Below are 21,861 nucleotides of genomic sequence, written 5' to 3' on the forward strand. Positions count from 1 at the left end.
CGCGGGTGATCAGGGGACCAGACGGCTGCGGAACAGCGCCTGGTGCTCGCGGCATTGGGCGGCGGCGAGCAGGAAGACGCCATGGCCGCCGCGCTCGAATTCGAGCCAGGTGAAATCGACTTCCGGATAGAGCGCCTCGACGTGGACCTGGCTGTTGCCCACCTCCACGATCAGGATGCCCTGCTCGGTGAGGTGATCGGCCGCTTCGGCCAGCATGCGTCGCACCAGGTCCAGGCCGTCGTCGCCACAGGCCAGGCCCAGCGCGGGTTCATGCTGGTACTCGGCCGGCATGTCGGCGAAGTCCTCGGCATCCACATAGGGCGGGTTGCTGACGATCAGGTCGAAGCGCTGCCCCGGCAGACCGGCGAAGCCATCGCCCTGCACGGTATAGACGCGCTCCTCCAGTCCGTGCCGCTCGATGTTCTGCCAGGCCACTTCCAGGGCGTCGTAGGACAGATCGCCCAGGGCCACCTCGGCCTCGGGGAAGGCATAGGCGCAGGCGATGCCGATGCAGCCCGAGCCGGTACAGAGATCGAGGATGCGCGCCGGCGCGGCCGGCAGCCAGGGCGCGAATTGCGCTTCGATCAGCTCGCCGATGGGCGAGCGCGGCACCAGCACCCGCTCGTCGACGCTGAACGGCAAGCCGCAGAACCAGGCTTCGCCGAGCAGATAGGCGGTGGGCACCCGCTCCTGGATGCGCTTGTGCAGCAGCACCCCGAGTTCGTAGCGCTCGTCGTCTTCCAGGGCGCAGTCCAGGTAGCGGTCGGCGGTGTCCCAGGGCAGGTGCACGGCGCCCAGCACCAGGGCGCGGGCCTCGTCCCAGGCGTTGTCGTGGCCATGGCCGAAGAACAGCTCTTCGGCATGGAAGCGGCTGACGGCCCAGCGGATGTGGTCGCGCAAGGTGCGCAGGCGGGATTCGCTCATGAAAGGCTCCGGATGATCAGCCGCGCATTCTAACCCGCGCCCGGTCCGGCTGCAGGAACTTAACGTCCGGGCCCTTCTTCCTAAGCCTAGACCTTCAACGAGGAGAACGTCATGAGCAAGACCGTAGCCGACCATCTCTGGGAACGTCTCGGCCAGTGGAACGTCGAGCGCATCTTTGGTTATCCCGGCGATGGCATCAACGGCATCATGGGCGCCCTGGGTCGGGTGGCCGACCAGTTCGACTATGTGCGGGTACGCCATGAAGAGATGGCCGCCTTCATGGCCTGTGCCCATGCCAAGTTCACCGGCGAGGTCGGCGTCTGCCTGGCCACCTCAGGCCCCGGCGCCATCCACCTGCTCAACGGCCTGTACGACGCCAAGATGGACCACATGCCGGTGGTTGCCCTGGTGGGCCAGCAGGCCGCCTCTTCGCTTGGCAGCGACTACCAGCAGGAAGTCGACCTGCATACCCTGTTCAAGGACGTCTCCGCCTACGTGGAGACGGTGGTGCACCCGGCGCAACTGCGCCATGTCATCGACCGCGCCTTCCGCGTGGCCATCGCCGAGCGCCAGGTGGCCACGGTGATCATCCCCAACGACATCCAGCAGCTGCCGGCAGTGGAAAGCCCACCACACCAGCACGCCAATGTACTGTCTGGCGCAGGGGCCATCCCACCCCGGCCCTATGCCCAGGAAGACGATCTGCAGGCCGCCGCCGATATCCTCAATGCCGGCAAGAAGGTCGCCATGCTGGTAGGCGCGGGCGCCCTGCAGGCACGTAGCGAGGTCATGGCGGTAGCGGAAAAGCTCAGCGCCGGGGTAGCCAAGGCACTGCTGGGCAAGGGCGTGGTCTCCGACGAACTGCCCTACGTCACTGGCTCCATCGGCCTGCTCGGCACCGAGGCCAGCGATGTGCTGATGAAGGAATGCGACACCCTGCTGATCGTTGGCTCGACCTTTCCCTATACCGAATTCCTGCCCAAGGAAGGCCAGGCGCGGGCGGTGCAGATCGATCTGCATGCACGCAACATCAGCATGAGGTATCCCATCGAGCAGCCGCTGCTGGGCGATGCCGCGGAAACCCTGCGCCGACTGCTGCCGCTGCTGGAGAGCAAGCTCCACGATGGTTGGCGCACGCGCATCGAAAAGAGCGTCGCGGAATCCTGGCACTCGATCAAGCAGCGCGCCCTGGCGCCGGCAGACCCGATCAATCCGCAGCGGGTGTTCTTCGAACTGTCCAGCCAGTTGCCACGCGACGCCATCCTTTGCGGCGACAGCGGCTCCCACACCAACTGGTACGCCCGCGACATCCGCATGAGCGGCCAGATGATGGGCTCGCTGTCGGGCAAGCTGGCGACCATGGGCTGCGGCATTCCCTACGCCATCGCCGCCAAGTTCGCCCACCCGGATCGCCCGGTGATCGCCCTGGTGGGTGATGGCGCCATGCAGATGAACGGCAACGCCGAGCTGGTTACCCTGCAGCAATACTGGAAGAGATTCAGCAACCCGACCTTCATCATCATGGTGCTCAACAATGGCGACCTCAACCAGGTGACCTGGGAGCAGCGCGCCCTGGCCGGTGATCCCAAGTTCGCGCCGGCCCAGGACGTGCTCGACTTCCCCTATGCGCGCTATGGCGAGCTGCTGGGCTTCAAGGGCCTGCGCATCCATCGACCGGACGAGGTGGCGGATGCCTGGCAGCAGGCCTTCGAGGCGGATCGCCCGGTCGTGCTGGAGTTCGTCACCGATCCCAGCGTGCCGCCGTTGCCGCCGCACATCAGCTTCGAACAGGCGCGGGCCTTCCTTGGCTCCATCGCCAGCGGCGATCCGAACGGCTGGGACATGCTCAAGCAGGGTGCGCGGCAGTTGCTGCGCTAGCCCGGGCTTTTCAGGCTCGCCAAGGCACGTCGAGGCGTATAACCTCGGCGGCCTGATAAAAAGCCTGGGGTATGAGCATGCAGTTGCCCGAGCACGACCATTTCGATCCGCCGCCGCTGCGCTTGCGGCGGCCCTTTCTGACCTCCCTGACCGCTGGCGTGGGGACGCTCTCCGCACTCACTGGCCTCGCCGCGTTGCTTGTCGGCACCGTGGCCTGGTTGCAGTTGCCGCAGGTAACGCCTTACCTACCAATGGCACGCGAGACGGCCCAGGGTTTCCTGGGCGGGGGTATCCTGTCTTTGTTGATCGGGCTCTGGCTCCGCCGACGCAGCCAGCACCGTGGGCGCTATCGCAACGCCCTGAGCCTGGCCCCGGAACTCAAGCGGCGGCTCTGATCAGCGCTGGCGCAGACGCGCCAGCCCACCGCCCAGCAAGCCGGTAAGGCAGCCCAGCACCAGGCCGCCGACATGGGCGCCATTGGCGATGGAGCCGAAGCCGAGCAGGTCGAAGACCCCGGTGAGGCAGATCAACAGCCAGATCAGCATCATGGCCACCACGCCGCGCGGCATGCGGTAGGCCGGATTGGGTGACAGCCACTGGAACAGCCAGCAATGGCCGAGCAGGCCATAGAGCACGCCGGACAGGCCGCCGAACAGCGCCGGCCCGGTCCAGGCGTACTGCACGAGGTTGGAGCCAATGGCGAAGACCAGGGTCAGGAGCAGCAGCATCAGGCCGCCCTGACGGAATTCGATGCGCCGGCCCAGTTCCCAGAACCAGAGGGCGTTCATCGCCAGGTGCAGCAGGCCGAAGTGCAGGAAGATCGGCGTGACCAGGCGCCACCATTGCCCTCGGGACAGGCTGACGTCGAGATCGAGAAAGGCGATGTGCTCGGCATCGATCAGGCGGAATTCCTGCAGCGTCAGGTAGTGGATCAGCGCCAGGTTGTCGCCCAGTTCGGTGACCAGGCCCAGGACCAGGGTGACGATGAGAAAAATTGCGCAAACCGGGCTGGCCTTGAGCTGCGCCAGCAGGCCGAAGCCGCGTGGCCGCCGGGTGATCTGGACTTCGCCCTGGGGATCGCCATCGGGATAGCGCTCATAGAGGCTGCGGGTTTCCTCGACGCGCAGAGGGTCCAGCACCCAGAGCACCTGGCTGTCGCCCTCTTCCACCACGCGATGGCGGATCTGCAGCCGGCGCAGCAGACGGGTGAAGCCCAGCAGATCGCGGCCCAACGGCACGCGTAGCACGGGTTGCGGCTGGTTCATCGGCCCTCCTCGCGCTGCACGTCGATCCAGACGAACTTGTCCGGATCGATCTGACGCTCGTCATCGAGGCGATAGGCGACCAGCTTGCCGTACTTGACCGCGCTGTAGTCCAGGCAGGCCAGGTTGGGCCGCAGGGGTTCGGGATGACCATCGCGCCAATAGTGACCGACGAACAGCAGCGGCTCACCTTCGCCATAGCAGAGCAGCCCGGCCTTTTCCTCGTCGCTCAGACGCTCACAGGCGATTTCCGCCGGCAAGGCATCGGGCTGGAAGACCACGTCGCCGTAGGTCTGGGGATCGCTCTCCCAGAACTTGGTGCGAAAGCGCGCTCGCACATAGCCATCGCTGCCGGTGAGGCGCAGACCATGAGGCAAGGGCAGTGACACGCCGTTGAGCAGTCGCGAAGCCACCCGACTCGGCAGGCTGCCGGCGATGATGGACTGGCGCACGAAATCCTCGTCGATGCAGGCATCGGGATAGTGATGCAGGAATTCGTCGATCAGCGGCTGATCCCAGCAGGCGTGGACAATGCGGAAGTGGCCGAAGTCCTTGCACAGCGGCAGGGTGTACAGCCAGCGCAGGTGGTCCTGCCACTCCTGGGGATGATCGGCGAAGGCGGCCAGGGTCTCCTGGATCAGCTGGCGGTGCCGAGGGGTGTGTTCACGCACCCAGGTCTGGCCGGTACCGGGACTGGCCGGGGTGTGCCAGGCCAGGGCGTTGAGTTCGTGGTTGCCGAGGATGCAGTGGGCATGACCGCCCTCGACCATGGCGCGCACCCGGCGCAGGGAGCCGCGGATGCGCGGCCCGCGGTCGACCAGGTCGCCGAGAAAGATCGCCTGGCGCTTGGGATGCTGCCAGACGCCGTCCACCTGCCGGTAGTCGAGGCGCTCCAGCAGCAGGTCCAGGGTATGGGCGCAGCCATGGATGTCGCCGATCAGATCGTAGCCCAGGGGCATCAGTCGTCTCCCAGCCGACTGCCCCAGCCGAGCTTGGTCCGGCAGATCTCGTAGTAGTTGTGATCCAGCGGATGGATCAGCCTGAGCTTGTGGGGCTTCTTCTGAATGGTCACGGTATCGCCGGGTGCGCAGGTGAAATGATTCTGGCCATCACATGAGACCTGCGGATAGATCGTCATGTTCGGCGACACCAGGATCGACAGGGTGCTGTCGCCGGACACCACGATGGGCCGGCTGGACAGGGTGTGGGGGTACATGGGCACCACCACGATGGCATCCAGCTTGGGATGCATGATGGGGCCGCCGGCCGACAGCGAGTAGGCGGTGGAGCCGGTGGGCGTGGCGACGATCAGGCCATCGGCGCGCTGGCTGCAGACGAATTGCCCATCGATGTACAGCTCGAACTCGATCATCCGGGTGGACTTGCCGGGGTGCAGCACCACGTCGTTGAGCGCATCGCCCTGGCCGATCATCTCGCCGCCGCGCTCGACGAAGGCGTCGAGCAGGAAGCGCGTCTCCATCAGGTACTGGCCGTCGAGCACCTCGGCGACCTTGGTCTCCAGCTCGTCGGGACGGATGTCGGTGAGAAACCCCAGCTTGCCACGGTTGATGCCCAGCACCGGCACGCGTGGACGGACCAGGGCGCGGGCGGCGCCGAGCAGGCTGCCGTCGCCGCCGACCACGATCACCAGGTCGCAGATCTCGCCCATGAGCTTGCGCGACACTGTCTGCAGACCATGCCCGGGCAGCACCTCGGCAATGGTGTTTTCCAGGATGACGTTGCACCCGCGTTGCAGCAAAAAGGTCTTGAGCCGGCGGATGGTATCCAGCACCTGGGTGCTGCCGAGTCGACCGATGATGCCGATGTTACGAAAGGAGTCCATGACGCGCCGGCGGCCCCGTTGACTGGATTGGGCGGAAAGTATGGGCGAAAGCCCGTGGCAGCGGCAAACCGCCTCCATCCGACCACGGGTCGCCCGAGGTGATCCGCAGGGGCCTCGCTTGGCCTATGCTGGCACCATGACGCCCTTCGCCGAGCTGCACGCCCTGCCCCGCCGCCTGAGCCAGCCCCAGGTGCGCGCGCTCGCCTGGACCCTGGTCGCTCCGCCGCTGCTGACGACCACCGATACCCGTCATCCGCTGCGCGCCAGCGACTGGGCGCGAGAGCCGGCACGACTGGCCGACTGGCTGCGGCAACAGGACGCGGCGCCCGCTGAGCTGGCCGCATGGCTCGCCCAGGGCAGCGACCGCCGCCTGGGCCGGCAGTATGAAAGACTCTGGCAATTCGCCCTGGCGCGCGCACCTGGCATACGGCTGCGCGCGGCCAACCTGCCCTTGCGCGAAGGCGAGCGCACCTTGGGTGAACTGGATCTCCTGGTGGAGGATGCCGAGGGGATCCATCACCTGGAACTGGCGGTGAAGTTCTACCTGGGTGAAGGCCCACCGGACGCGCCGCGTTGGCTGGGTCCCGGCGGCGAAGACCAGCTGGCGCGCAAGCTCGCCCATCTGCGCCAGCGCCAGCTGCCGCTCTCGGCCACGCCCCTGGCCCAGGCCAGCCTGGCGGCCCTGGACATAGCGCCGCCACGGGCAGCGCTGTGGATGGGTGGGTATCTGTTCCAGCCGCTCGCCAATCCCCTGCCCTGGCCGACCGGCGCCCTGCCACCCCCGCAACCCCAGCTATGGTGCGAGCGAAGGTTGATGCCTGAGGGGCACTGGGAGGTGCTGCCCAAGGGACATTGGTTGGCGCCAGCGGTGGCCGACACCCCCTGCCTGCCGGTGCCGGAGAACGAACCGATCTGGCCGCAGCTGCTGGTGCGCCGCGACCTCGCGGGTGAGGAGGAAGCCCGCCTGTTCCTGGTGCCCGAAGGTTGGCCGACTCAGTCTGCCGCCAGCCTGGCCAGCTGAGCCTCCAGCGCGCGGCGACCCTGGAGGCCGCCGCTGTGGATCAGCACCAGGCGACTGCCCGCCGCCACCGCGCCGCGCTCGATCTCCTGCCACAGGGCGAGCCAGAGCTTGCCGGTATAGAGCGGATCCAGAGGCATGCCCGTCTGGTCCTCGAACGCCGCCATGGCCCTGGCCAATTCGGCGTCGATCCGACCGAAGCCGCCGCGACTGGCATCCACCAGGCGCCAGTTCGAGGCGGCCTGCCCAGCCAGTAGCGTGTCGAGAGTGGCCTCGACGCCATGCCCGGGTGGCACCGCCAGGCCACCTACCACCTGCCAACCGGGAGCGGCGGCGCGGATCACCCCGGCCAGGGTGGTGCCGGTGCCGGCGGCCAGCCAGAGTTGCTGGCAATCGGGCCAGCCCAGGGCGGCGAGGCCCTGGCGCACGTCCGCGACGATTCCCGTGCAGGCCTGGGCGGCTCGCTCATCGCAACCGCCTTCGGGGATGGGCAGCAGGTGCGGATAGCGCGTCTGCCAGGGCTGCCAGAAGTCGGCGTCGTGGCGACGACGATAGCCGCCATAGCCTAGCCAGTGCAGGGTCATGCCACTGTCCTGGAGATCCTGGACGGTAGGCGTCAGGCAGGCTTCGCCGCGCAAGAGGCCGACGGTCACGAAGCCCTCCTCCCGTCCAGCCGCCGCCAGGGCGTGCAAATGGTTGGAATGGGCGCCGCCCAGGCTGATCAGGCCACGGCCCTCGCCCCGCGCCAGGCATTCGCGCCAGGGCCGCAGCTTGTAACCCTTGTTGCCATTCTGGCCAGCCGGGCGCTGATCCAGGCGCAACACGGCGAGACGCAGGCCACGCGCGGCCAGGGGTGCAAGATGCACCTCCTGAAGCACGGCGGGTGAAGGACAGGTCATCGGAAGAGCCGCAGGGATCAGAGCGCGACCGCGTCGCCACCGCTGTCATCGCCGCGATGCTCGGCGCAACGGGTCGAGCGCAGGGGATCGAACTGGGCGGGATGCTCCACGCGGACCACTGGCCGACCGCAGCGCTCGCCGTCCACCTCGGCCTGGCACACCGGCTGCTGGTGATGCTCCAACCAGCGCTGGTACTGCTCCCGGCTGACCTTGCAGTGGTCGGCGACGAAGCCCAGCGGATCGGCGCTGAAGCGCGGAACGTCCTGGCGGCTGAGGATGAGGTGCCCGGCACCCGGCTGGAAGGTGACGAAGAGGATGCCCTGGCGCGCCAGGCGCTCCAGCTGACCCTCGTTGCTGTCGCCGACCAGTTGGGCGCAGCGTTCGCGCAGCTGGCGGATGTCGTCCTGCAACTGGCCGTCCAGCTCGTCGCGGTACTTGAGCTCTACCTCGCGGATGGTCAGCTGGTTCTTCAGCTCGCCTACCGCGGCGGCTACCCGGGCTTCGCTTTCGGCCTCGGCCTGGATGCGCAGCGCCTCGATCTTGTAGAGGGCGTTTCTTTCCAGGGTGTGCATCTGTTCGTTGAGTTCTTCGCGCTGCTGACGAGCCAGCTCGTGCTGCTGCTCCAGGTGCTGGGCCAGGGCCGCGTAGCGCACCTCCAGCTCGGCCTTGGCGGTGCGCAGCTCGTCGGCGTCGCGTTGCAGGCGCGCCAGGTCTTCCTGGTGCTGACGGGTCAGGGTGAGCAGGCGGGTGCGCTGGCCGGCGATCAGCTTGTCCAGCGCCTCCTGATGCTCCTGGGCGAGGATGCGGCGGACCCGTTCGAGACGGGCCTCGACGTCGATGCCGTCAGCGGCGCTGGGATGGTATTCGCCGGCCAGCTCGACCTCGCCATCGCGGGGCGCGACCAGCCCCAGGCAGTCACGGATCGCCTGCCAGTCGTCGTGTTCGGCATCGCTGCGTGGATCCCAGAGATCGCCCTGGTGCCAGGAAAGGGGACATTGGCTGCGGCTGGCCAGCCGGATCGGCCCGGCGCCCAGATCGGGACCAACGCCGCCGCGCTCGGCCAGCTCCCCCAGCGGCAGATCCCATTCCGGCAGCGGACTGCCCTGGGCATCGAAGGCCAGCAGAAAGAACACCGCGGCCTTGACCCGGCGATGGTCATCCAGCAGCAGATAGACGAAGCGATGGCGCCGTCCGGCACAGTCGAGCAGCCCCTGCTCGCCCTGCCAGAGCGCCTGGAAATCGGGAAACAACAGGGCGCGGTTCACGCCCTGGTCGCCGAACCCCAGCACCACCGGGGTCAGTACCGCCTCTTCGTTCAACGTCTCTGCCATCTGTAGCCGCGTGCTCTGTCGATCCCACATGAATTCCGAGGCTGGCGCCAGGCGCCCGCTTGGGCATGGGCATGCCAGGGTCGAAGCGACCGGACAGGCCCCTACCGCCAACCTCCAGGCGACGACGCGCTCATGCTGCGTCCCGCCCGACGTCTCCGAAACGCCAGGCCCCCACCCAGCGCATCAGGACGGCAGCTTAGCCAATCCTGGTCGACGGGATGGAAGAGAGACCGGACATTGGGACGAGGGTCGGCCCAGAGAAGATGTTATGCGGAGCGCGTCACAGAAATCATCCCTGATTGCAACGAAGAGTTACAGCTGAGCAGCAAGCCGGGTGGCCTGGTCGATAGCGCGCTTGGCATCGAGCTCGGCCGCGACATCCGCGCCGCCAACCCGGTGCACCGCCATGCCAGCGCCGACCAGCTCGTCTTCCAGCTCACGCAGGGATTCCTGACCGGCGCAGAGCACCACGTTATCCACCTCAAGCAGCTGCTCGGTGCCATCGGGCAGGCGCAGGTGCAGGCCGGCATCGTCGATACGTAGATATTCCACGCCACCCACCGCCTGGACGCCGCGCTGCTGTAGCCGCGCGCGATGGATCCAGCCGGTGGTCTTGCCGAGGGTCTTGCCGGGCTTGCCGGGCTTGCGCTGCAACAGCCAGACCTCACGCGCCACGGCCGGCGGCGCGGCCGGGGCCAGTCCACCGCGGCTGCTGAAGCTGGGATCTATGCCCCACTCCTGGTAGAAGGCGGTGATGGGGTCGGCGTCCTGGTGCCCATGGGTGAGGAAATCCGCCACGTCGAAGCCAATGCCGCCAGCACCGATCAGGGCCACCCGCCGCCCTACCGGCTTGCGCTCCAGCAGCACGTCCAGATAGCCCAGTACCTTGGGATGGTCGACGCCGGGGATGGGTGGAACGCGCGGGGTCACCCCGGTGGCCAGCAGCACGGCCTCGAAGTCACCGGCTTGCAGCTCGGCGGCGGTGACCCGGTGATTGAGACGGACCTCGACGCCGAGCCGCTCCAGGCGGCGCTGGAAATACCTCAGGGTCTCGCCGAACTCCTCCTTGCCGGGGATGCGCTTGGCGACATTGAACTGGCCTCCAATGCGCTCGCTGGCCTCGAACAGCACCACGCGATGGCCCCGCTCGGCCAGGGTGCAGGCGGCGGCCAGGCCGGCCGGTCCGGCACCGACCACGGCGAAGGTGCGGGGCTGAGCCGTGGGCAGGATCCGCAATTCGGTTTCGTGGCAGGCACGCGGATTGACCAGGCAGCTGGTCAGCTTGCCGGCGAAGGTATGGTCCAGGCAGGCCTGGTTGCAGGCGATGCAGGTATTGATCTCGTCGGCCCGGCCAGCGGCGGCCTTGGCGACGAACTCGGGATCGGCCAGCAGCGGGCGCGCCATGGACACCAGGTCGGCCTGGCCGGCGGCAAGGATGGCCTCGGCCACCTCCGGGGTATTGATGCGGTTGGTGGCGATCAGCGGCACCCTGACGTGGCCCTTGAGCTGGGCGGTGACCGCAGCGAAGGCACCACGCGGCACCAGGGTCGCGATGGTGGGAATGCGCGCCTCGTGCCAGCCGATGCCGGTATTGATCAGGCTCACCCCGGCGGCCTCCAGCCAGCGCGCCAGCTGCAGGCATTCCTCAGGCGTGCTGCCCTGCTCCACCAGATCCAGCAGCGAGAGGCGGAAGATGATGAGGAAGTCCGGACCGGTGGCCGCACGGATGCCCTCGACGATGGCCAGCGCCAGGCGGCAGCGACTGGCGAAATCGCCACCCCAGCGATCCGTGCGGTGGTTGGTCCGCGCGGCGATGAACTGGTTGATGAAATAGCCTTCGGAGCCCATCACCTCGACGCCATCGTAGCCGGCCTGCTGCGCCAGCTGGGCGCACCGGATGAAGGCGGCGATCTGCGCCTCGACCTCGGCATCCTGCAACTCGCGCGGAGTGAAGGGATTGATCGGCGCCTGCAACGCCGAGGGCGCCACCAGCAGCGGGTTATAGGCATAGCGACCGGCATGCAGGATCTGCAGGCAGATGCGACCACCCGCGGCGTGTACGGCTTCGGTCACCGGGCGGTGGTGCTCGGCTTCCTCGGCGGTGGTCAGCTTGGCCGCGCCCTTGGCCACGGCGCCTTCCTCATTGGGCGCGATGCCACCGGTCACGATCAGGCCCACGCCACCGCGGGCCCGCTCGGCGAAAAAGGCCGCCATTCGTGCGAAACCACCCGGCCGCTCTTCCAGCCCGGTATGCATGGAGCCCATCACCACGCGATTGCGCAACGTGATCGCTCCCACTGGCAGGGGTTCGAGCAGATGCGGATAGCTTTCCATAGGGGTGGTATTACGAGGGGCAAGCTCAATCATGGCGGTCTCCGGTCATTGGCCTTTCTAGGAAAGCCTCGCGCCACGATAGGAGCAGCAGGGCCGGGCCTCAATCACCAGAAATGACAACCTCTTTACCCAAATGCACAGCCACCCCTTGGCAGTGACGGCGCGGTCTCCTACCCTGAGCACCTTTTATTCCGCCCGGCCAAGGGGGCCGGGACCGCTCTGGAGTGCCGATGCGCAAGCTCGTGTTCCTGGTGCTGATCGCCCTGTTCGCCGTGCTGGCGGGCTGGGTAGCCCAGCGGCCAGCCTTCCATTACCTGTCTGATCTGCGCAGCAGCCTGGCGGTGGATCTGACCACCACGCCGGCCGCGGCTACCACCGGCAATCTGCTGGGAATCGAACCCGAGCTGGTGGCCCTGGACTATGGCAATCCCGAGCGGCTGCGTCTCAAGCTCGACGCCTACCTGGCCAATGCCCGCCGGCTGGGCCTGATCGGCGCCCAGACCATCGTGGTGCTGCCCGAGCACCTGGGCACGCCCCTGGCGCTGATGGGCGAAAAGCCCGAGGTCTACGCCGCCGCTCAGAGCAAGGAAGCCATCGAATGGCTGGTCCTGGGCAACCCGCTACGGGTCGCCCGGGCCTGGTTCCAGAGCGAAGGGGATCGCCGCCTGGCCGACAGTTTGCTGCGCATGAAAGCCTGGGACATGGCCAGTGCCTATCAGCAGCTCTTCGCCGGCCTCGCCCGCGAGTACGGCGTCACCCTGGTGGCCGGCTCCATCGTCCTGCCCGGTCCGGCGCTGGTCGACGGCGAATTGCAGGTGGGCAGTGGACCGCTACGCAATGTCACCCTGGTGTTTGGCCCTGATGGCAAACCACTGGGCGAGCCGCTGGTGCGACCGCTGACAGCCAGCGAGGTAGGCGATGACCTGAGTCCGCCGCTGCTGCGGCTGGATACGCCGCTGGGCCGCCTGGGCGTCATCCAGGGTAGTGATACCGGACGCACCGGCGTGCTGGACGCCCCCCAGGTGGATCTGCTGGCCATTCCCGCCCTTGCCTCGGGGGCCACCCCGGCACCTGCGCCCTTCGATCCTCAGCGTCTGCGCGCCGCCGGTATCCGCGCCGCGCTGGAAGTTCACCTGCGGGGACGCCTCTGGGAATGGCAGGCCAGCGGCCCCAGCCAGGCCTTCACGCCGGACGGAGAATCGGCGACCGACCCCGCCCGCAGCGGCAGCAAGCTGCTCAATCTGCGGCTATGAGCGCACCCGCGCTGCGCCTGGGCGACCTCTCCACCGGTTTCGTGCTGGCGCTGGCCGCCGCGGTGGCGACTCGCGGGGCGGACGCCACGGGTCTGCTCGATCGCTTTGGCCTGACGGCGGCGCGGCTGGCCGAACCCGGTGGACGGCTGTCGATCCCCCACTACATGCGTCTTGGTCATGCCGCCCTGGAGCTGACCGGCGATCCGGCGCTGGGTCTGGCGATGGGCCAGGCGATGCGTCCGGCCTTCCTCGGGCTCGCGGGGGTGACGGTGGCCCAGGCACCGGATGTCCGCCATGCCGCGGAAACGCTGCTGGCGCTGGAGCCGCTCTATGGTCGTAACTACCGTGGCCAGTCGCGCTATGCGGCCCAGGGGCGCGACGCCTGGCTGCACTTCTATAGCATCAGCCCCTACAACGCCTACAACAGCTTCGTGGTCGACGTGGTGCTCAGCGCCTGGCTGGCGTTGCTGGGCACCGTGGCCGGTGGTCCCCTGCAGCCCCGCCGTGTGCTCATCGAATACCCGGCGCCGGCGGACCTAGCGCCCTACGAGGCCGCCTTCGGTTGCCCGGTGGAATTCGGCGCCGCCGAGAACGCCCTCTTGCTCGACGCCCGTACCCTCAGCCTGACCAGCCCCGAACACTGCCCCGCCACCTGGCGTCAGTTGCTGGCCCTGAGCGAAGCCGAACGTGCCCGCCTGACGCGTACCCGTGGCCTCAGCGAACGGGTGATCGAGGTCATGGGGCCCTTACTGCGCCATGGCGAGCCGACCCTGGAGCAGATCGCGGTGCGGCTGCGCCTGCCCTCCTGGACCCTCAGGCGCAAGCTCGCCGAGGAAGGTACCCAGTACCGCACCCTGCTCAATCTCACCCGCCGCGACCTGGCGCTGGCCTATATCCGCGATACCGAGGCCAGTTTCGGCGAGATCGCCTATCTCCTGGGTTTTGCCTCGCCGGCTGCCTTCCAGCGCGCGTTCAAGCGCTGGACCGAGCAGACGCCCGGCGACTGGCGCCGCCTGCAGCGGCAGACGATCGCAGGTTGAAGGGAGCATAGGCGGCGATAGAAGGTCCTAACTGGCTGACTCCTGGCCATGACCGCTGCCCTGCCCATGCCGACTCTCCTGCTCTCCCTGTTGCTGCTGTTCCTCGCCCTGCCCCTGCGGGCTGCCGAAACCCCTGCCAACGCCCCTGCCGGACTCGACCCGCAGCAGGCGCGCCAGGTCGCGGCCCTGTTGCAGGATCCGCAACGTCGCCAGGAGCTGATCCTGACGCTTCAGGCCATCGCCAGCCAGCCGGCGAGCGCCAGCGGAACGCCTGCCGCCGCGGCGCCGGCCACGGCGGCTGCCCCAGCCCCCGCTCCGGCAGCCAGCGAGGAAAAGGCGCTGGTACCCCTGGAGGCCAACGGTCTCATCGCCCAGACGCTCAATCGCGTCGGTCGCTGGGCCGACCACCTGGGCACCGAGCTGAATCAGGTGCAGCGGGCGATACGCACCTTGCCGGACTGGTCACGTGCCAGCTTTACCTCCGAAGCGGGCCGCCGCGCCCTGTTGCAGGCCCTGCTGACCCTTGGCACCCTTTTCGCCGCCGGCCTGCTCGGCGAATGGCTGGTGCACCGGCTACTCCAACGCCCGCGGCAAAACCTGCAGCGTCATGCCGATCAGGCCGACAGCCACGCTCGGCACCAGGCCCAGCAGGCGGCCACTCAGCAGCCTTCCCCCGCTGCCACCGCCGCTAATGAAGAAGCCGCTACCAGTCCGGCCGAATCTGCCGTGGCGCTGGTCAAGATCCAGCGCGATGGGGTGGACCAGCTGGAAGAGGTGCCCATCGCGCCAGCCGACAGCGCCGCGCCGCCACAGAGCGAGCCTGTCGCCGAGTCCGCCAGCCCCGACGCCAGCGCTGCCACGCGCGCCCGACCCAGCGCCGAGGAACACTGGACCACCCTGCGTCACCTGCCCTTCGCCCTGGGCCTGCTGCTGCTGGAACTGCTACCGCTGCTGGTGTTCTGGACGGTCGCGGCACTGCTCATCCACTACCTGGTGGGGACGGACGCCAGCCAGCGCGAACTGGTAGGAGGCTTCATCGGTGCCTATCTCACCACCCGCCTCGCGTTGATCGTCGTCCGCCTGTTGATCGATCCCGCCGCCCACGGCATCCGCCTGCTCAAGGTACGGACGGGACTGGCCTGCACGCTGCTGCGCTGGCTGCATGCCTTCGTCGCCCTGGTCACCTTTGGCCTGGCGCTGGCGCAGGCGGCGGACATCCTCGGCGCCAGCGAGGCTGGGCGCGAAGCCATCGTCAAACTGGTTTCGCTGCTCGCGCATCTGCTGGTGGTTGGCCTGATCTTTCACGTCCGCCGACCGGTGGCCATGCGCATCGCCGGGCGCCAGAACGGCAATGGCGCCCTGACCGTGCTGCGCGCCTGGCTGGGTCAGGTGTGGGCCCTGTTCGCCGCGGTCTTCGTGCTGGGCGGCTGGACCATGTGGGCGCTCGACATCGAAGACGGCCTGCCACGGCTGATGAATTTCGTCGCCCTTTCGGCCGGCATCGTCATCCTTGGCCGCCTGGCGGCGGTTTTCCTGCTCGGCCTGCTCGGTCGCCTGTTCCAGCCGGCACCGAGCGAAGGCGCCAGCAGCATCGATCTGCACCTGCAGCGCTACTATCCACTGGCCCGCTGGCTGGTGGGGGTGATCGTCACCCTGGTCACGGTCCTGGCGCTGTTCCAGTCCTGGGGCTGGAGCGTGCTGGACTGGTTCGGTGACGGCAGCATCGGGCGCAGCCTGCTGTCCGCCTTCCTCACCATCCTCATTGCCGCCATCATCGCCGTGGTGGTCTGGGAAGGCGCCAATGTCACGGTGAATCGGCGCCTGAGCAGCTGGACCGAGCGTGGTGACACGGTACGCGCGGCCCGTCTGCGCACCCTGCTGCCCATGTTGCGCACCGGCCTGTTCATCCTGGTCGCACTCATCGTCGGCCTGACCGCCCTGAGCGAACTGGGCATCAACACCACGCCCCTGCTGGCCAGCGCCAGCATCATCGGCGTGGCCCTGGGCTTCGGCTCGCAGAAGCTGGTCCAGGACTTCATCACCGGCATCTTCCTGCTGCTGGAAAATGCCATGCAGGTCGGCGACTGGGTCACCGTGGCCGGGGTCTCGGGCACCGTGGAATACCTGTCGATTCGCACCGTGCGCCTGCGCGCCGGGGACGGCTCCCTGCACATCGTGCCCTTCAGCTCGGTGTCGGCGGTCAACAACATCAACCGCGGCCTGGGCAACGCCGCCTTGCGCATCAGCGTGGGCTACGCCGAAGACATCGAGCGTGCCATCGCCGAACTCAAGGACATCGGTGCCGGCATGCGCGCCGATGACGCCTTCAAGGACCTGATCCTCGCCGATCTGGAAATCTGGGGCGTGGATGCCGTCGATGGCTCCATGGTGACCATCGCCGGCCAGATGAGATGCATCGACAAGGGCCGCTGGGGTGTGCAGCGCGAACTCAACCGCCGCATCCTCGAACGCTTCCGCGAGCGCGGCATCGAGATCGCCAACCCGCGTGCCAGTCTGTTGCTGCCCAGCGAAGCCGGTATCGTACCCTCCACGCCCATTCAGCCACGTCCCGCGGAGTAGACCTCGTGCAGTTTCGCCAAGATGCCTTCAATGGCCTGATCATCGACGCCGCCTCGCTGCCCACCACCCGCGAGGCCTTCGCCCCAGCCCTGGCGGAGCTGCTCGACGGGGCCCGGCGCGAAGGTCGCAACCTGATCTGGCTGACCCTGCCCCTGGCCCTGGGCGAACTGGTCGGCGTGGCGACCGCTGCCGGCTTCGTCTTTCACAACTGTCTCGAACAGGAACTGACCCTGGTCTGGCGCGGCACGCCCACGGCCTTCGCGCCCTTCGTGCCGACCCACAGCCTGGGTGTGGGCGGACTGGTGCTCAATGCCCGCGGTGAGCTGCTGGCGATCCGCGAACGCGGCAGCCAGGGCTACAAGCTACCGGGTGGCCACGTCGAGCTGGGCGAGGACCTGGGCCCTGCGGTGATCCGCGAGGTCTGGGAAGAAACCGGCATCCACAGCGCCTTTCGCAGCATCGTCGGCCTGGTGACCACCCATCCCTATCGTTTCGGCAAGTCCAATCTCTATGTGGTCTGCCGCCTCGACCCGCTGGATGCCGACATCGCCATCCAGGATCCCGAGGAGATCGAGGACGCCCGCTGGCTACCGCTGCCCGACTACCTGGCCGATCCGGGCAACAGCGCCTTCAATCGCGAGCTGGTGCGCAGCCTGGCCCAGGCCGAGGGCCTGCTGCCCAGCGCCCTGAACAGCGAGCGCTATCCCAAGGCAGAAGTCTTTCTGGCTCAGCCGTCGAAGGACTGATCCATGCTCTCGGCCGGATGGGCGTCGCGCGGGCGGCCCACCGGCCGGGCGGGAATGCCCACTACCGTGGTATGGGGCGCCACGGGGCGCAGCACCACGCTGTTGGCACCGATCTTGGCGCCTTCGCCGATCTCCAGATTCCCAAGGATCTTGACCCCGGCGCCGATCATCACGCCGCGACGCACCTTGGGATGACGATCGCCCTGCTCCTTGCCGGTACCGCCCAGGGTCACCTGCTGCAGGATGGACACCTCATCCTCCACCACCGCGGTCTCACCAATGACGATGCCGGTGCCGTGGTCGAGCATGATGCCGCAGCCCAGCCGTGCGGCCGGGTGGATGTCGATGGCCAGCAGGCGATTGCAGCGCGCCTGCAGGTGCAGCGCCAGCAGACGCTCGTCGTGGGCCCAGAGGGCATGTCCCAGGCGATGGGCCTGCAGCGCCAGGAAGCCCTTGGAAAAGAGAAATATCTCCAGCAGGCTGGCATAGGCCGGATCCCGTGCCAGCACCGCTTCCAGGTCCGCGCAGGCGGATGCGACCAGCGCCGGACGCTCGGCATGCAGGGCGGCGAAGCGCTGGGCGAGCCGGTCGGCCTGTTGCGGATCTTCAGCCAGGGCCTCGGCGCAGCGCCGGCCCAGGGCCGCAGCCAGATCCTCCGGTTCGAGCAGCGCACGCGTCAGCCCAGCGGCCAGGGCAGGCGCCTCACGGCACCCGGCCTCGGCCTGGGCGCGCAGGAGTTGCCAGAGTTGGGTAGCGGAGCGAAGGCGCATGGCGAGGGGTGTCTTTCAGCGAGGGGCGCCAAGCTTAGCGGGCCTGGCGGACAGCGTCTTGTACATCAGGGTGGTGCTGTCACGGCGCTCGGGTTGCCGGGCATCCAGGGCGTAGCCAGGAATCCTGCCGACCACCTGATAGCCGAGGGACAGATAGAGCGGCTCGGCATGGTCATCACTGCGAGTATCCAGGGTCAGCAACTCACGCCCCTGGACCTGGGCGGCTGCTTCCACGGCCTGCATCAGCCGACGGGCCAAGCCCTGCCGGCGGTACGCCGGATGCACCAGCAGCTTGACCACCTCCGCGCGGTGCGGCTGATTGGCCGGGGTATCCAGCACCAGTTGCACGCTGCCGACCACACGCCCGGCCTGGAGGGCGGCGAACAGCAGGCGATCGCCGCGGGCCAGGCCCGGCGCGACTCCTTCGGTCCAGAAGCGATGATTCACGGCGTCGGTGAGCGGCAGGATGAAGCCGATGCTCGCCCCCTCCAGCACACAGGCGGCCAGCAGCTGCTGGAATTCGTCCAGGTGCGCCTTGAGGTCGGCGACCTCCAGCCGTTCGATGCGACAAGCAGTGGTCATGGCAGCTCCTCAGATCATGAACAAGAGATAGCGAGCGCCGGCAGCGCCGCTGAGAAAACGACTGCTGCCCCACAGGCGATAGCGCAGGCAATCGCCACTGCTCAGCCGATAGGGCTGCTCCTCGATCCAGAGCTGCAACTCGCCCTCCAGCATCAGCAGATGGTGTTCGAGGCCTGGTCGAGGGGAGGCCTCATAGCGGATATCGACGCCGGGGCCCAACTGACTCTCGATCACCTCACCCGCCAGCGCCTGGGCCGGCGGTGACACGGAGCGGCGGCTAAAGGCCTGCGCGGGATCCGTCCAGACCTGCTGGGCCTGGCGCTGGACCTGTGCCGGAAAAGACTGCTCCACGCTATGCAGCAGGCGCGTCAGGGTCAGGCCGTAGGCCGAACAGAGCTGGCCAAGCACCGCCGTCGTCGGGCTGACCTCGGCATTTTCCAGCCGTGACAGGGTTGCGCGACTCACTCCGCTGAGGGTCGCCAGCTGTTCGAGTGACAGACCACTTTCGAGGCGCAAGGCCTTGAGTCTGAGTGCCAGGCGTTCATCGAGCATCGTCCACCTCCCATTTTCGGGATTTTTTCTCACAAAAGAGAAAATCGAGCAACCCGTTTTTTGGGAAACTTGCTATCCAGTCTATAACTATCGCATTAAACTTTATCGGAAAAACCCTTCAACCCCTGGCTATTATATTAGCGACCCGGCGTCCGTTAATAAGGCAACCAGAGGCTCTGGAAAGAGCGCCTGAACAATTTTGCTTATTGAGAGGCCACTAAACCACCGCGCTAAATACGGAACCTTGGAATGACATCTTCCATGTCCAAAAAGAACGCGACGGCAGAATAGACGTCTCAGTTATTGACCGCGCCGGACACCAGCCTGGGCGCGCCTTTCTGCGATCTATTTCAAAAAATGTCGGCACTCCAGAGTTACTGCCCAGACATTGGCAGTAAAACCGCTGAAATCCTTTACAACCCCTGTACACCTTTCTTTGCAGAGGCTCTAGTGCGGCCAGTAGAAACTCAAGCCTTGTATTCAAATTAAACGTCGTCCAATAAAACGCCCTCCTATCAGCCTGCTCGAACTCGCTCGTTAAACTCCTACTCTCAATAAGCGAACCGCCTGGCCTTTGGGGGGCACGGCGCTCGATTCGTGAGTAACCTGAAGTGGGAGAAGTTCTTATGGCTAACAAGAGCAGCAATCCAGGCAACTTCGCCAACAATCGCGAACGTGCCGCCGATGCCGGACGCAAGGGTGGACGAGCCAGTGGTGGAAACTTCGCCAACAATCCCGCGCGAGCCTCTGAAGCCGGGCGCAAGGGTGGCCAGAACAGCCACGGTACCCGTAAGACCGAGGCTGAAAGCGACGCTGTCTCCTCCTGACAACCGCCCATCGGGCCGGCAGCCGCCTGGTAGTTGCTACCCTTGGCAGGCTGCCCTTGGCGTTGAGCCTGAGCACCCCTCCGCCCCACTTTACTCAGCTGTCCGGAACTGAGCTTCAACTCACATAAATGTATGGCCGTGCTACTTTTAGCGGACAGCCCGAGTGGCCCGCAGGGCTCACTCCCCCAGCCCTCGTCCGCCAGCACCGGTGCCCATGCTCAACAACATTCGCATCCAGAACAAACTCTTCGCCGGCTTCGCCGCCATCATTGCCCTGGTGGTCCTGCTGCTCTGGTTGACCTATGCGTCGTTGCAGAGCCTGGTCGATGCCAATCGCTGGGACCGGCATACCGCCGAGGTACTGCTGTCCGTCACGGCGCTGGACAACAACCTCCTCGAAGCCCGTGCCAAGGTGCGCAACTACTGGTATTCCGGAGCCACCGCCGACGCCGAGGTTGCCCGCCAGGCGCTGCCTCTGCTGATGGCAGCGGTGCGCGTGCCCCAGCAGCTGACCCAGGACAATCCCGAACAACAGCAGCGCCTCGCGCGGCTGACCGCGGATCTCGACAGTTGGCGGCAACAGACTTTCGAACCCCTGCTGCGGCTGCGTGACACCGGCAATCTCTCTCCAGCGCAGTTGGCTAACGAGCCGCTGATCACCGCCTTGATCAGCCAGGTCGCTGCCATGCGCCAGCAGATCCAGAGCATCGCCGATGACGAGCGCCACCTGTCCGCCCAGCGCGCCGACCATACCGAGGAAGTACGCAGCCAGCTGACCTGGACCCTAGTCGCGGGCGGCTCCTTCTGCGTACTGCTGGCCGCGCTCATCGCCTGGTTGCTCTCCCATCACCTGCTGCGCTCGATTCGTGCCCTGACCGACACGGTGGCACGGATCTCCGCGGGCGAAAGCAGCGCCCGGGTGAAGGTGCAGGGCCGGGACGAACTGGGCCAGGTAGGGCTGGCCTTCAATCAGATGGCCCAGCAGATCCAGGACGACCATGCCCGCGAGCAGGCATTGATGCAGCGCCTGCGCGCCGACGTCGACGACCTGCTCGGCGTGGTCAACAAGGCCGCAGCGGGAGACCTCACCGGGCGCACCGCGGTCAGTGGCGACGATGCCATCGGCCAACTGGCCCGCGGCCTGGGCAAGATGATCGAGGACCTGCGCGGCATGATCGCCAAGGTCCAGCGCGCCGGCATCCAGGTGACCTCTTCCACGACGGAAATCGCCGCGTCCTCGCGCCAGCAGGAAGCCACCAGCATCGAACAGGCCCAGACCAGCGTGGAAGTGCTGAGCACCACACGGGAAATCGCCGCCAACGCCAATGCCCTGGTCCGTACCATGGAAGAAGCCGTGCAGGTGGCGGACGAGACCACCAATGGCGCGGTACAGGCGCGCACCAGCCTGACGAGCATGGATGGCACCATGCAGCGCATGGTGGCGGCGACCGACTCCATCAACGCCAAGCTCGCCGCCCTGTCGGAGAAGTCCAGCCACATCAACAAGGTGCTGACTACCATCACCAAGGTGGCCGACCAGACCAATCTGCTGTCGCTCAACGCCGCCATCGAGGCGGAGAAGGCCGGTGAAGCGGGCCGCGGCTTCTCGGTGGTGGCGACCGAGATCCGCCGCCTGTCGGACCAGACCACCGCCGCGACCGATGATATCGAGCAGATGCTCAAGGACATGAATTCCGCGGTCTCGGCCAGCGTCATGGGCATGGACAAGTTCTCCGAGGAAATCCGCCGCAGCGTGCAGGAAGTGGCAAGCGTCAGCGATCAGCTGGCCGAGGTGATCGAAGACGTACAGAAATTGCCGGCGCGCTTCGACATCGTCCTGGAAGGCATGCAGTCACAGGCGATAGGCGCCGGCCAGATCGCCGAGACCATCACCCAGCTCAACGACAGCACCCAGCAGACCACCGAGGCGCTCAAGGCCACCAGTGAGGCCGTCCAGTATCTCCAGCAGGCGGCGCAAGACCTGCAGAGCAGTGTCGCTACCTTCTCGGTCACCCGTTGAGC

At 67.0% G+C, this 21,861-nt stretch carries 18 protein-coding genes and 1 pseudogene; 9 read left to right on the plus strand and 10 right to left on the minus strand.

From position 1 onward, the window contains the following. Positions 1–9: 9 nt before the first annotated feature. Positions 10–924 carry a 50S ribosomal protein L3 N(5)-glutamine methyltransferase gene (gene prmB / locus PJ259_RS07090; protein ID WP_271655275.1) on the minus strand — a complete coding sequence of 305 codons (915 nt, stop codon included), beginning with the start codon at positions 922–924 and terminating at the stop codon, positions 10–12. Between the two features lie 111 nt (positions 925–1,035). Here prmB and PJ259_RS07095 point away from each other — a divergent pair, with 111 nt between their 5' ends. Continuing rightward, positions 1,036–2,802 (plus strand): thiamine pyrophosphate-requiring protein, encoded by a 1,767-nt coding sequence (locus PJ259_RS07095; RefSeq protein ID WP_271655276.1) that lies wholly within the window; start codon positions 1,036–1,038, stop codon positions 2,800–2,802. Positions 2,803–2,873: 71 nt separating this feature from the next. Beyond that, entirely contained in the window at positions 2,874–3,197 is a 324-nt protein-coding gene (locus tag PJ259_RS07100) for a hypothetical protein (protein ID WP_271655277.1), read from the plus strand. On the opposite strand, the gene PJ259_RS07105 is transcribed toward PJ259_RS07100, so the two are convergent. Genes PJ259_RS07105 through PJ259_RS07115 form a run of 3 tightly spaced genes read right to left on the minus strand, consistent with a single transcriptional unit; the run spans position 3,198 to position 5,907 of the window. Further along, on the minus strand, positions 3,198–4,067 hold the full coding sequence (locus PJ259_RS07105) for a rhomboid family intramembrane serine protease (RefSeq protein WP_271655278.1): 870 nt from the start codon (positions 4,065–4,067) through the stop codon (positions 3,198–3,200). Further along, on the minus strand, positions 4,064–5,023 hold the full coding sequence (locus tag PJ259_RS07110; protein WP_271655279.1) for a metallophosphoesterase: 960 nt from the start codon (positions 5,021–5,023) through the stop codon (positions 4,064–4,066). The genes PJ259_RS07105 and PJ259_RS07110 overlap by 4 nt, the downstream gene beginning before the upstream one ends. Further along, positions 5,023–5,907, minus strand: a complete 885-nt coding sequence (locus PJ259_RS07115; RefSeq protein WP_059315361.1) for an NAD(+) kinase — start codon at positions 5,905–5,907, stop codon at positions 5,023–5,025. The genes PJ259_RS07110 and PJ259_RS07115 overlap by 1 nt, the downstream gene beginning before the upstream one ends. Before the next feature lie 40 nt (positions 5,908–5,947). Between PJ259_RS07115 and PJ259_RS07120 the strand changes: the two genes are divergently transcribed. After that, positions 5,948–6,928, plus strand: a complete 981-nt coding sequence (locus PJ259_RS07120; RefSeq protein ID WP_442964875.1) for a DUF1853 family protein — start codon at positions 5,948–5,950, stop codon at positions 6,926–6,928. Here PJ259_RS07120 and PJ259_RS07125 read toward each other — a convergent pair. From PJ259_RS07125 to PJ259_RS07135, 3 genes are all read right to left on the minus strand, one after another. Further along, a complete protein-coding gene (locus PJ259_RS07125; RefSeq protein WP_271655280.1) occupies positions 6,901–7,824 on the minus strand; it encodes a 1-aminocyclopropane-1-carboxylate deaminase/D-cysteine desulfhydrase in 924 nt (307 codons plus the stop codon). The two genes, PJ259_RS07120 and PJ259_RS07125, sit on opposite strands and share 28 nt — an antisense overlap. Before the next feature lie 17 nt (positions 7,825–7,841). Next, entirely contained in the window at positions 7,842–9,155 is a 1,314-nt protein-coding gene (locus tag PJ259_RS07130) for a chromosome partitioning protein ParA (RefSeq protein WP_174523139.1), read from the minus strand. 312 nt (positions 9,156–9,467) lie between these two features. Then, entirely contained in the window at positions 9,468–11,489 is a 2,022-nt protein-coding gene (locus PJ259_RS07135; protein WP_271655843.1) for an NADPH-dependent 2,4-dienoyl-CoA reductase, read from the minus strand. Positions 11,490–11,719: 230 nt separating this feature from the next. Here PJ259_RS07135 and PJ259_RS07140 point away from each other — a divergent pair, with 230 nt between their 5' ends. From PJ259_RS07140 to PJ259_RS07155, 4 genes are read left to right on the plus strand one after another with little or no spacing between them, the layout of a single operon-like run. After that, positions 11,720–12,742 carry a carbon-nitrogen hydrolase family protein gene (locus PJ259_RS07140; protein ID WP_271655281.1) on the plus strand — a complete coding sequence of 341 codons (1,023 nt, stop codon included), beginning with the start codon at positions 11,720–11,722 and terminating at the stop codon, positions 12,740–12,742. Then, positions 12,739–13,782: an AraC family transcriptional regulator gene (locus PJ259_RS07145; RefSeq protein WP_271655282.1), complete on the plus strand. Its 1,044-nt coding sequence runs from the start codon at positions 12,739–12,741 to the stop codon at positions 13,780–13,782. The genes PJ259_RS07140 and PJ259_RS07145 overlap by 4 nt, the downstream gene beginning before the upstream one ends. A 48-nt stretch (positions 13,783–13,830) precedes the next feature. Continuing rightward, positions 13,831–16,362 carry a mechanosensitive ion channel domain-containing protein gene (locus PJ259_RS07150; protein WP_271655283.1) on the plus strand — a complete coding sequence of 844 codons (2,532 nt, stop codon included), beginning with the start codon at positions 13,831–13,833 and terminating at the stop codon, positions 16,360–16,362. Positions 16,363–16,367: 5 nt separating this feature from the next. Beyond that, positions 16,368–17,108, plus strand: coding sequence for an NUDIX hydrolase (locus PJ259_RS07155; protein WP_271655284.1), 741 nt, complete (start codon positions 16,368–16,370; stop codon positions 17,106–17,108). On the opposite strand, the gene cysE is transcribed toward PJ259_RS07155, so the two are convergent. From cysE to PJ259_RS07170, 3 genes are read right to left on the minus strand one after another with little or no spacing between them, the layout of a single operon-like run. Then, entirely contained in the window at positions 17,090–17,878 is a 789-nt protein-coding gene (gene cysE, locus PJ259_RS07160) for a serine O-acetyltransferase (RefSeq protein WP_059315368.1), read from the minus strand. The genes PJ259_RS07155 and cysE overlap by 19 nt on opposite strands. A 15-nt stretch (positions 17,879–17,893) precedes the next feature. Next, positions 17,894–18,460 (minus strand): GNAT family N-acetyltransferase, encoded by a 567-nt coding sequence (locus PJ259_RS07165; protein WP_271655285.1) that lies wholly within the window; start codon positions 18,458–18,460, stop codon positions 17,894–17,896. Between the two features lie 9 nt (positions 18,461–18,469). After that, entirely contained in the window at positions 18,470–19,012 is a 543-nt protein-coding gene (locus tag PJ259_RS07170; RefSeq protein ID WP_059315370.1) for a helix-turn-helix domain-containing protein, read from the minus strand. Positions 19,013–19,662: 650 nt separating this feature from the next. Between PJ259_RS07170 and PJ259_RS07175 the strand changes: the two are divergent. Next, a pseudogene (locus PJ259_RS07175) lies at positions 19,663–19,839 on the plus strand (general stress protein); the annotation flags it as partial. A gap of 214 nt (positions 19,840–20,053) precedes the next feature. Next, positions 20,054–21,859 (plus strand): methyl-accepting chemotaxis protein, encoded by a 1,806-nt coding sequence (locus tag PJ259_RS07180; RefSeq protein WP_271655286.1) that lies wholly within the window; start codon positions 20,054–20,056, stop codon positions 21,857–21,859. Positions 21,860–21,861 lie beyond the last annotated feature (2 nt).

The organism is Pseudomonas sp. JBR1 (assembly GCF_028198185.1).
Taxonomy (GTDB): Bacteria; Pseudomonadota; Gammaproteobacteria; order Pseudomonadales; family Pseudomonadaceae; genus Chryseomonas; species Chryseomonas oryzihabitans_E.

Bases quoted from the DNA above. Each gene is read 5' to 3' on its own strand.
- prmB (WP_271655275.1), bottom strand. From the start codon at position 924: ATGAGCGAATCCCGCCTGCGCACCTTGCGCGACCACATCCGCTGGGCC.
- PJ259_RS07095 (WP_271655276.1), top strand. From the start codon at position 1,036: ATGAGCAAGACCGTAGCCGACCATCTCTGGGAACGTCTCGGCCAGTGG.
- PJ259_RS07100 (WP_271655277.1), top strand. From the start codon at position 2,874: ATGAGCATGCAGTTGCCCGAGCACGACCATTTCGATCCGCCGCCGCTG.
- PJ259_RS07105 (WP_271655278.1), bottom strand. From the start codon at position 4,067: ATGAACCAGCCGCAACCCGTGCTACGCGTGCCGTTGGGCCGCGATCTG.
- PJ259_RS07110 (WP_271655279.1), bottom strand. From the start codon at position 5,023: ATGCCCCTGGGCTACGATCTGATCGGCGACATCCATGGCTGCGCCCAT.
- PJ259_RS07115 (WP_059315361.1), bottom strand. From the start codon at position 5,907: ATGGACTCCTTTCGTAACATCGGCATCATCGGTCGACTCGGCAGCACC.
- PJ259_RS07120 (WP_442964875.1), top strand. From the start codon at position 5,948: ATGGGCGAAAGCCCGTGGCAGCGGCAAACCGCCTCCATCCGACCACGG.
- PJ259_RS07125 (WP_271655280.1), bottom strand. From the start codon at position 7,824: ATGACCTGTCCTTCACCCGCCGTGCTTCAGGAGGTGCATCTTGCACCC.
- PJ259_RS07130 (WP_174523139.1), bottom strand. From the start codon at position 9,155: ATGGCAGAGACGTTGAACGAAGAGGCGGTACTGACCCCGGTGGTGCTG.
- PJ259_RS07135 (WP_271655843.1), bottom strand. From the start codon at position 11,489: ATGGAAAGCTATCCGCATCTGCTCGAACCCCTGCCAGTGGGAGCGATC.
- PJ259_RS07140 (WP_271655281.1), top strand. From the start codon at position 11,720: ATGCGCAAGCTCGTGTTCCTGGTGCTGATCGCCCTGTTCGCCGTGCTG.
- PJ259_RS07145 (WP_271655282.1), top strand. From the start codon at position 12,739: ATGAGCGCACCCGCGCTGCGCCTGGGCGACCTCTCCACCGGTTTCGTG.
- PJ259_RS07150 (WP_271655283.1), top strand. From the start codon at position 13,831: ATGACCGCTGCCCTGCCCATGCCGACTCTCCTGCTCTCCCTGTTGCTG.
- cysE (WP_059315368.1), bottom strand. From the start codon at position 17,878: ATGCGCCTTCGCTCCGCTACCCAACTCTGGCAACTCCTGCGCGCCCAG.
- PJ259_RS07165 (WP_271655285.1), bottom strand. From the start codon at position 18,460: ATGACCACTGCTTGTCGCATCGAACGGCTGGAGGTCGCCGACCTCAAG.
- PJ259_RS07170 (WP_059315370.1), bottom strand. From the start codon at position 19,012: ATGCTCGATGAACGCCTGGCACTCAGACTCAAGGCCTTGCGCCTCGAA.
- PJ259_RS07180 (WP_271655286.1), top strand. From the start codon at position 20,054: ATGCTCAACAACATTCGCATCCAGAACAAACTCTTCGCCGGCTTCGCC.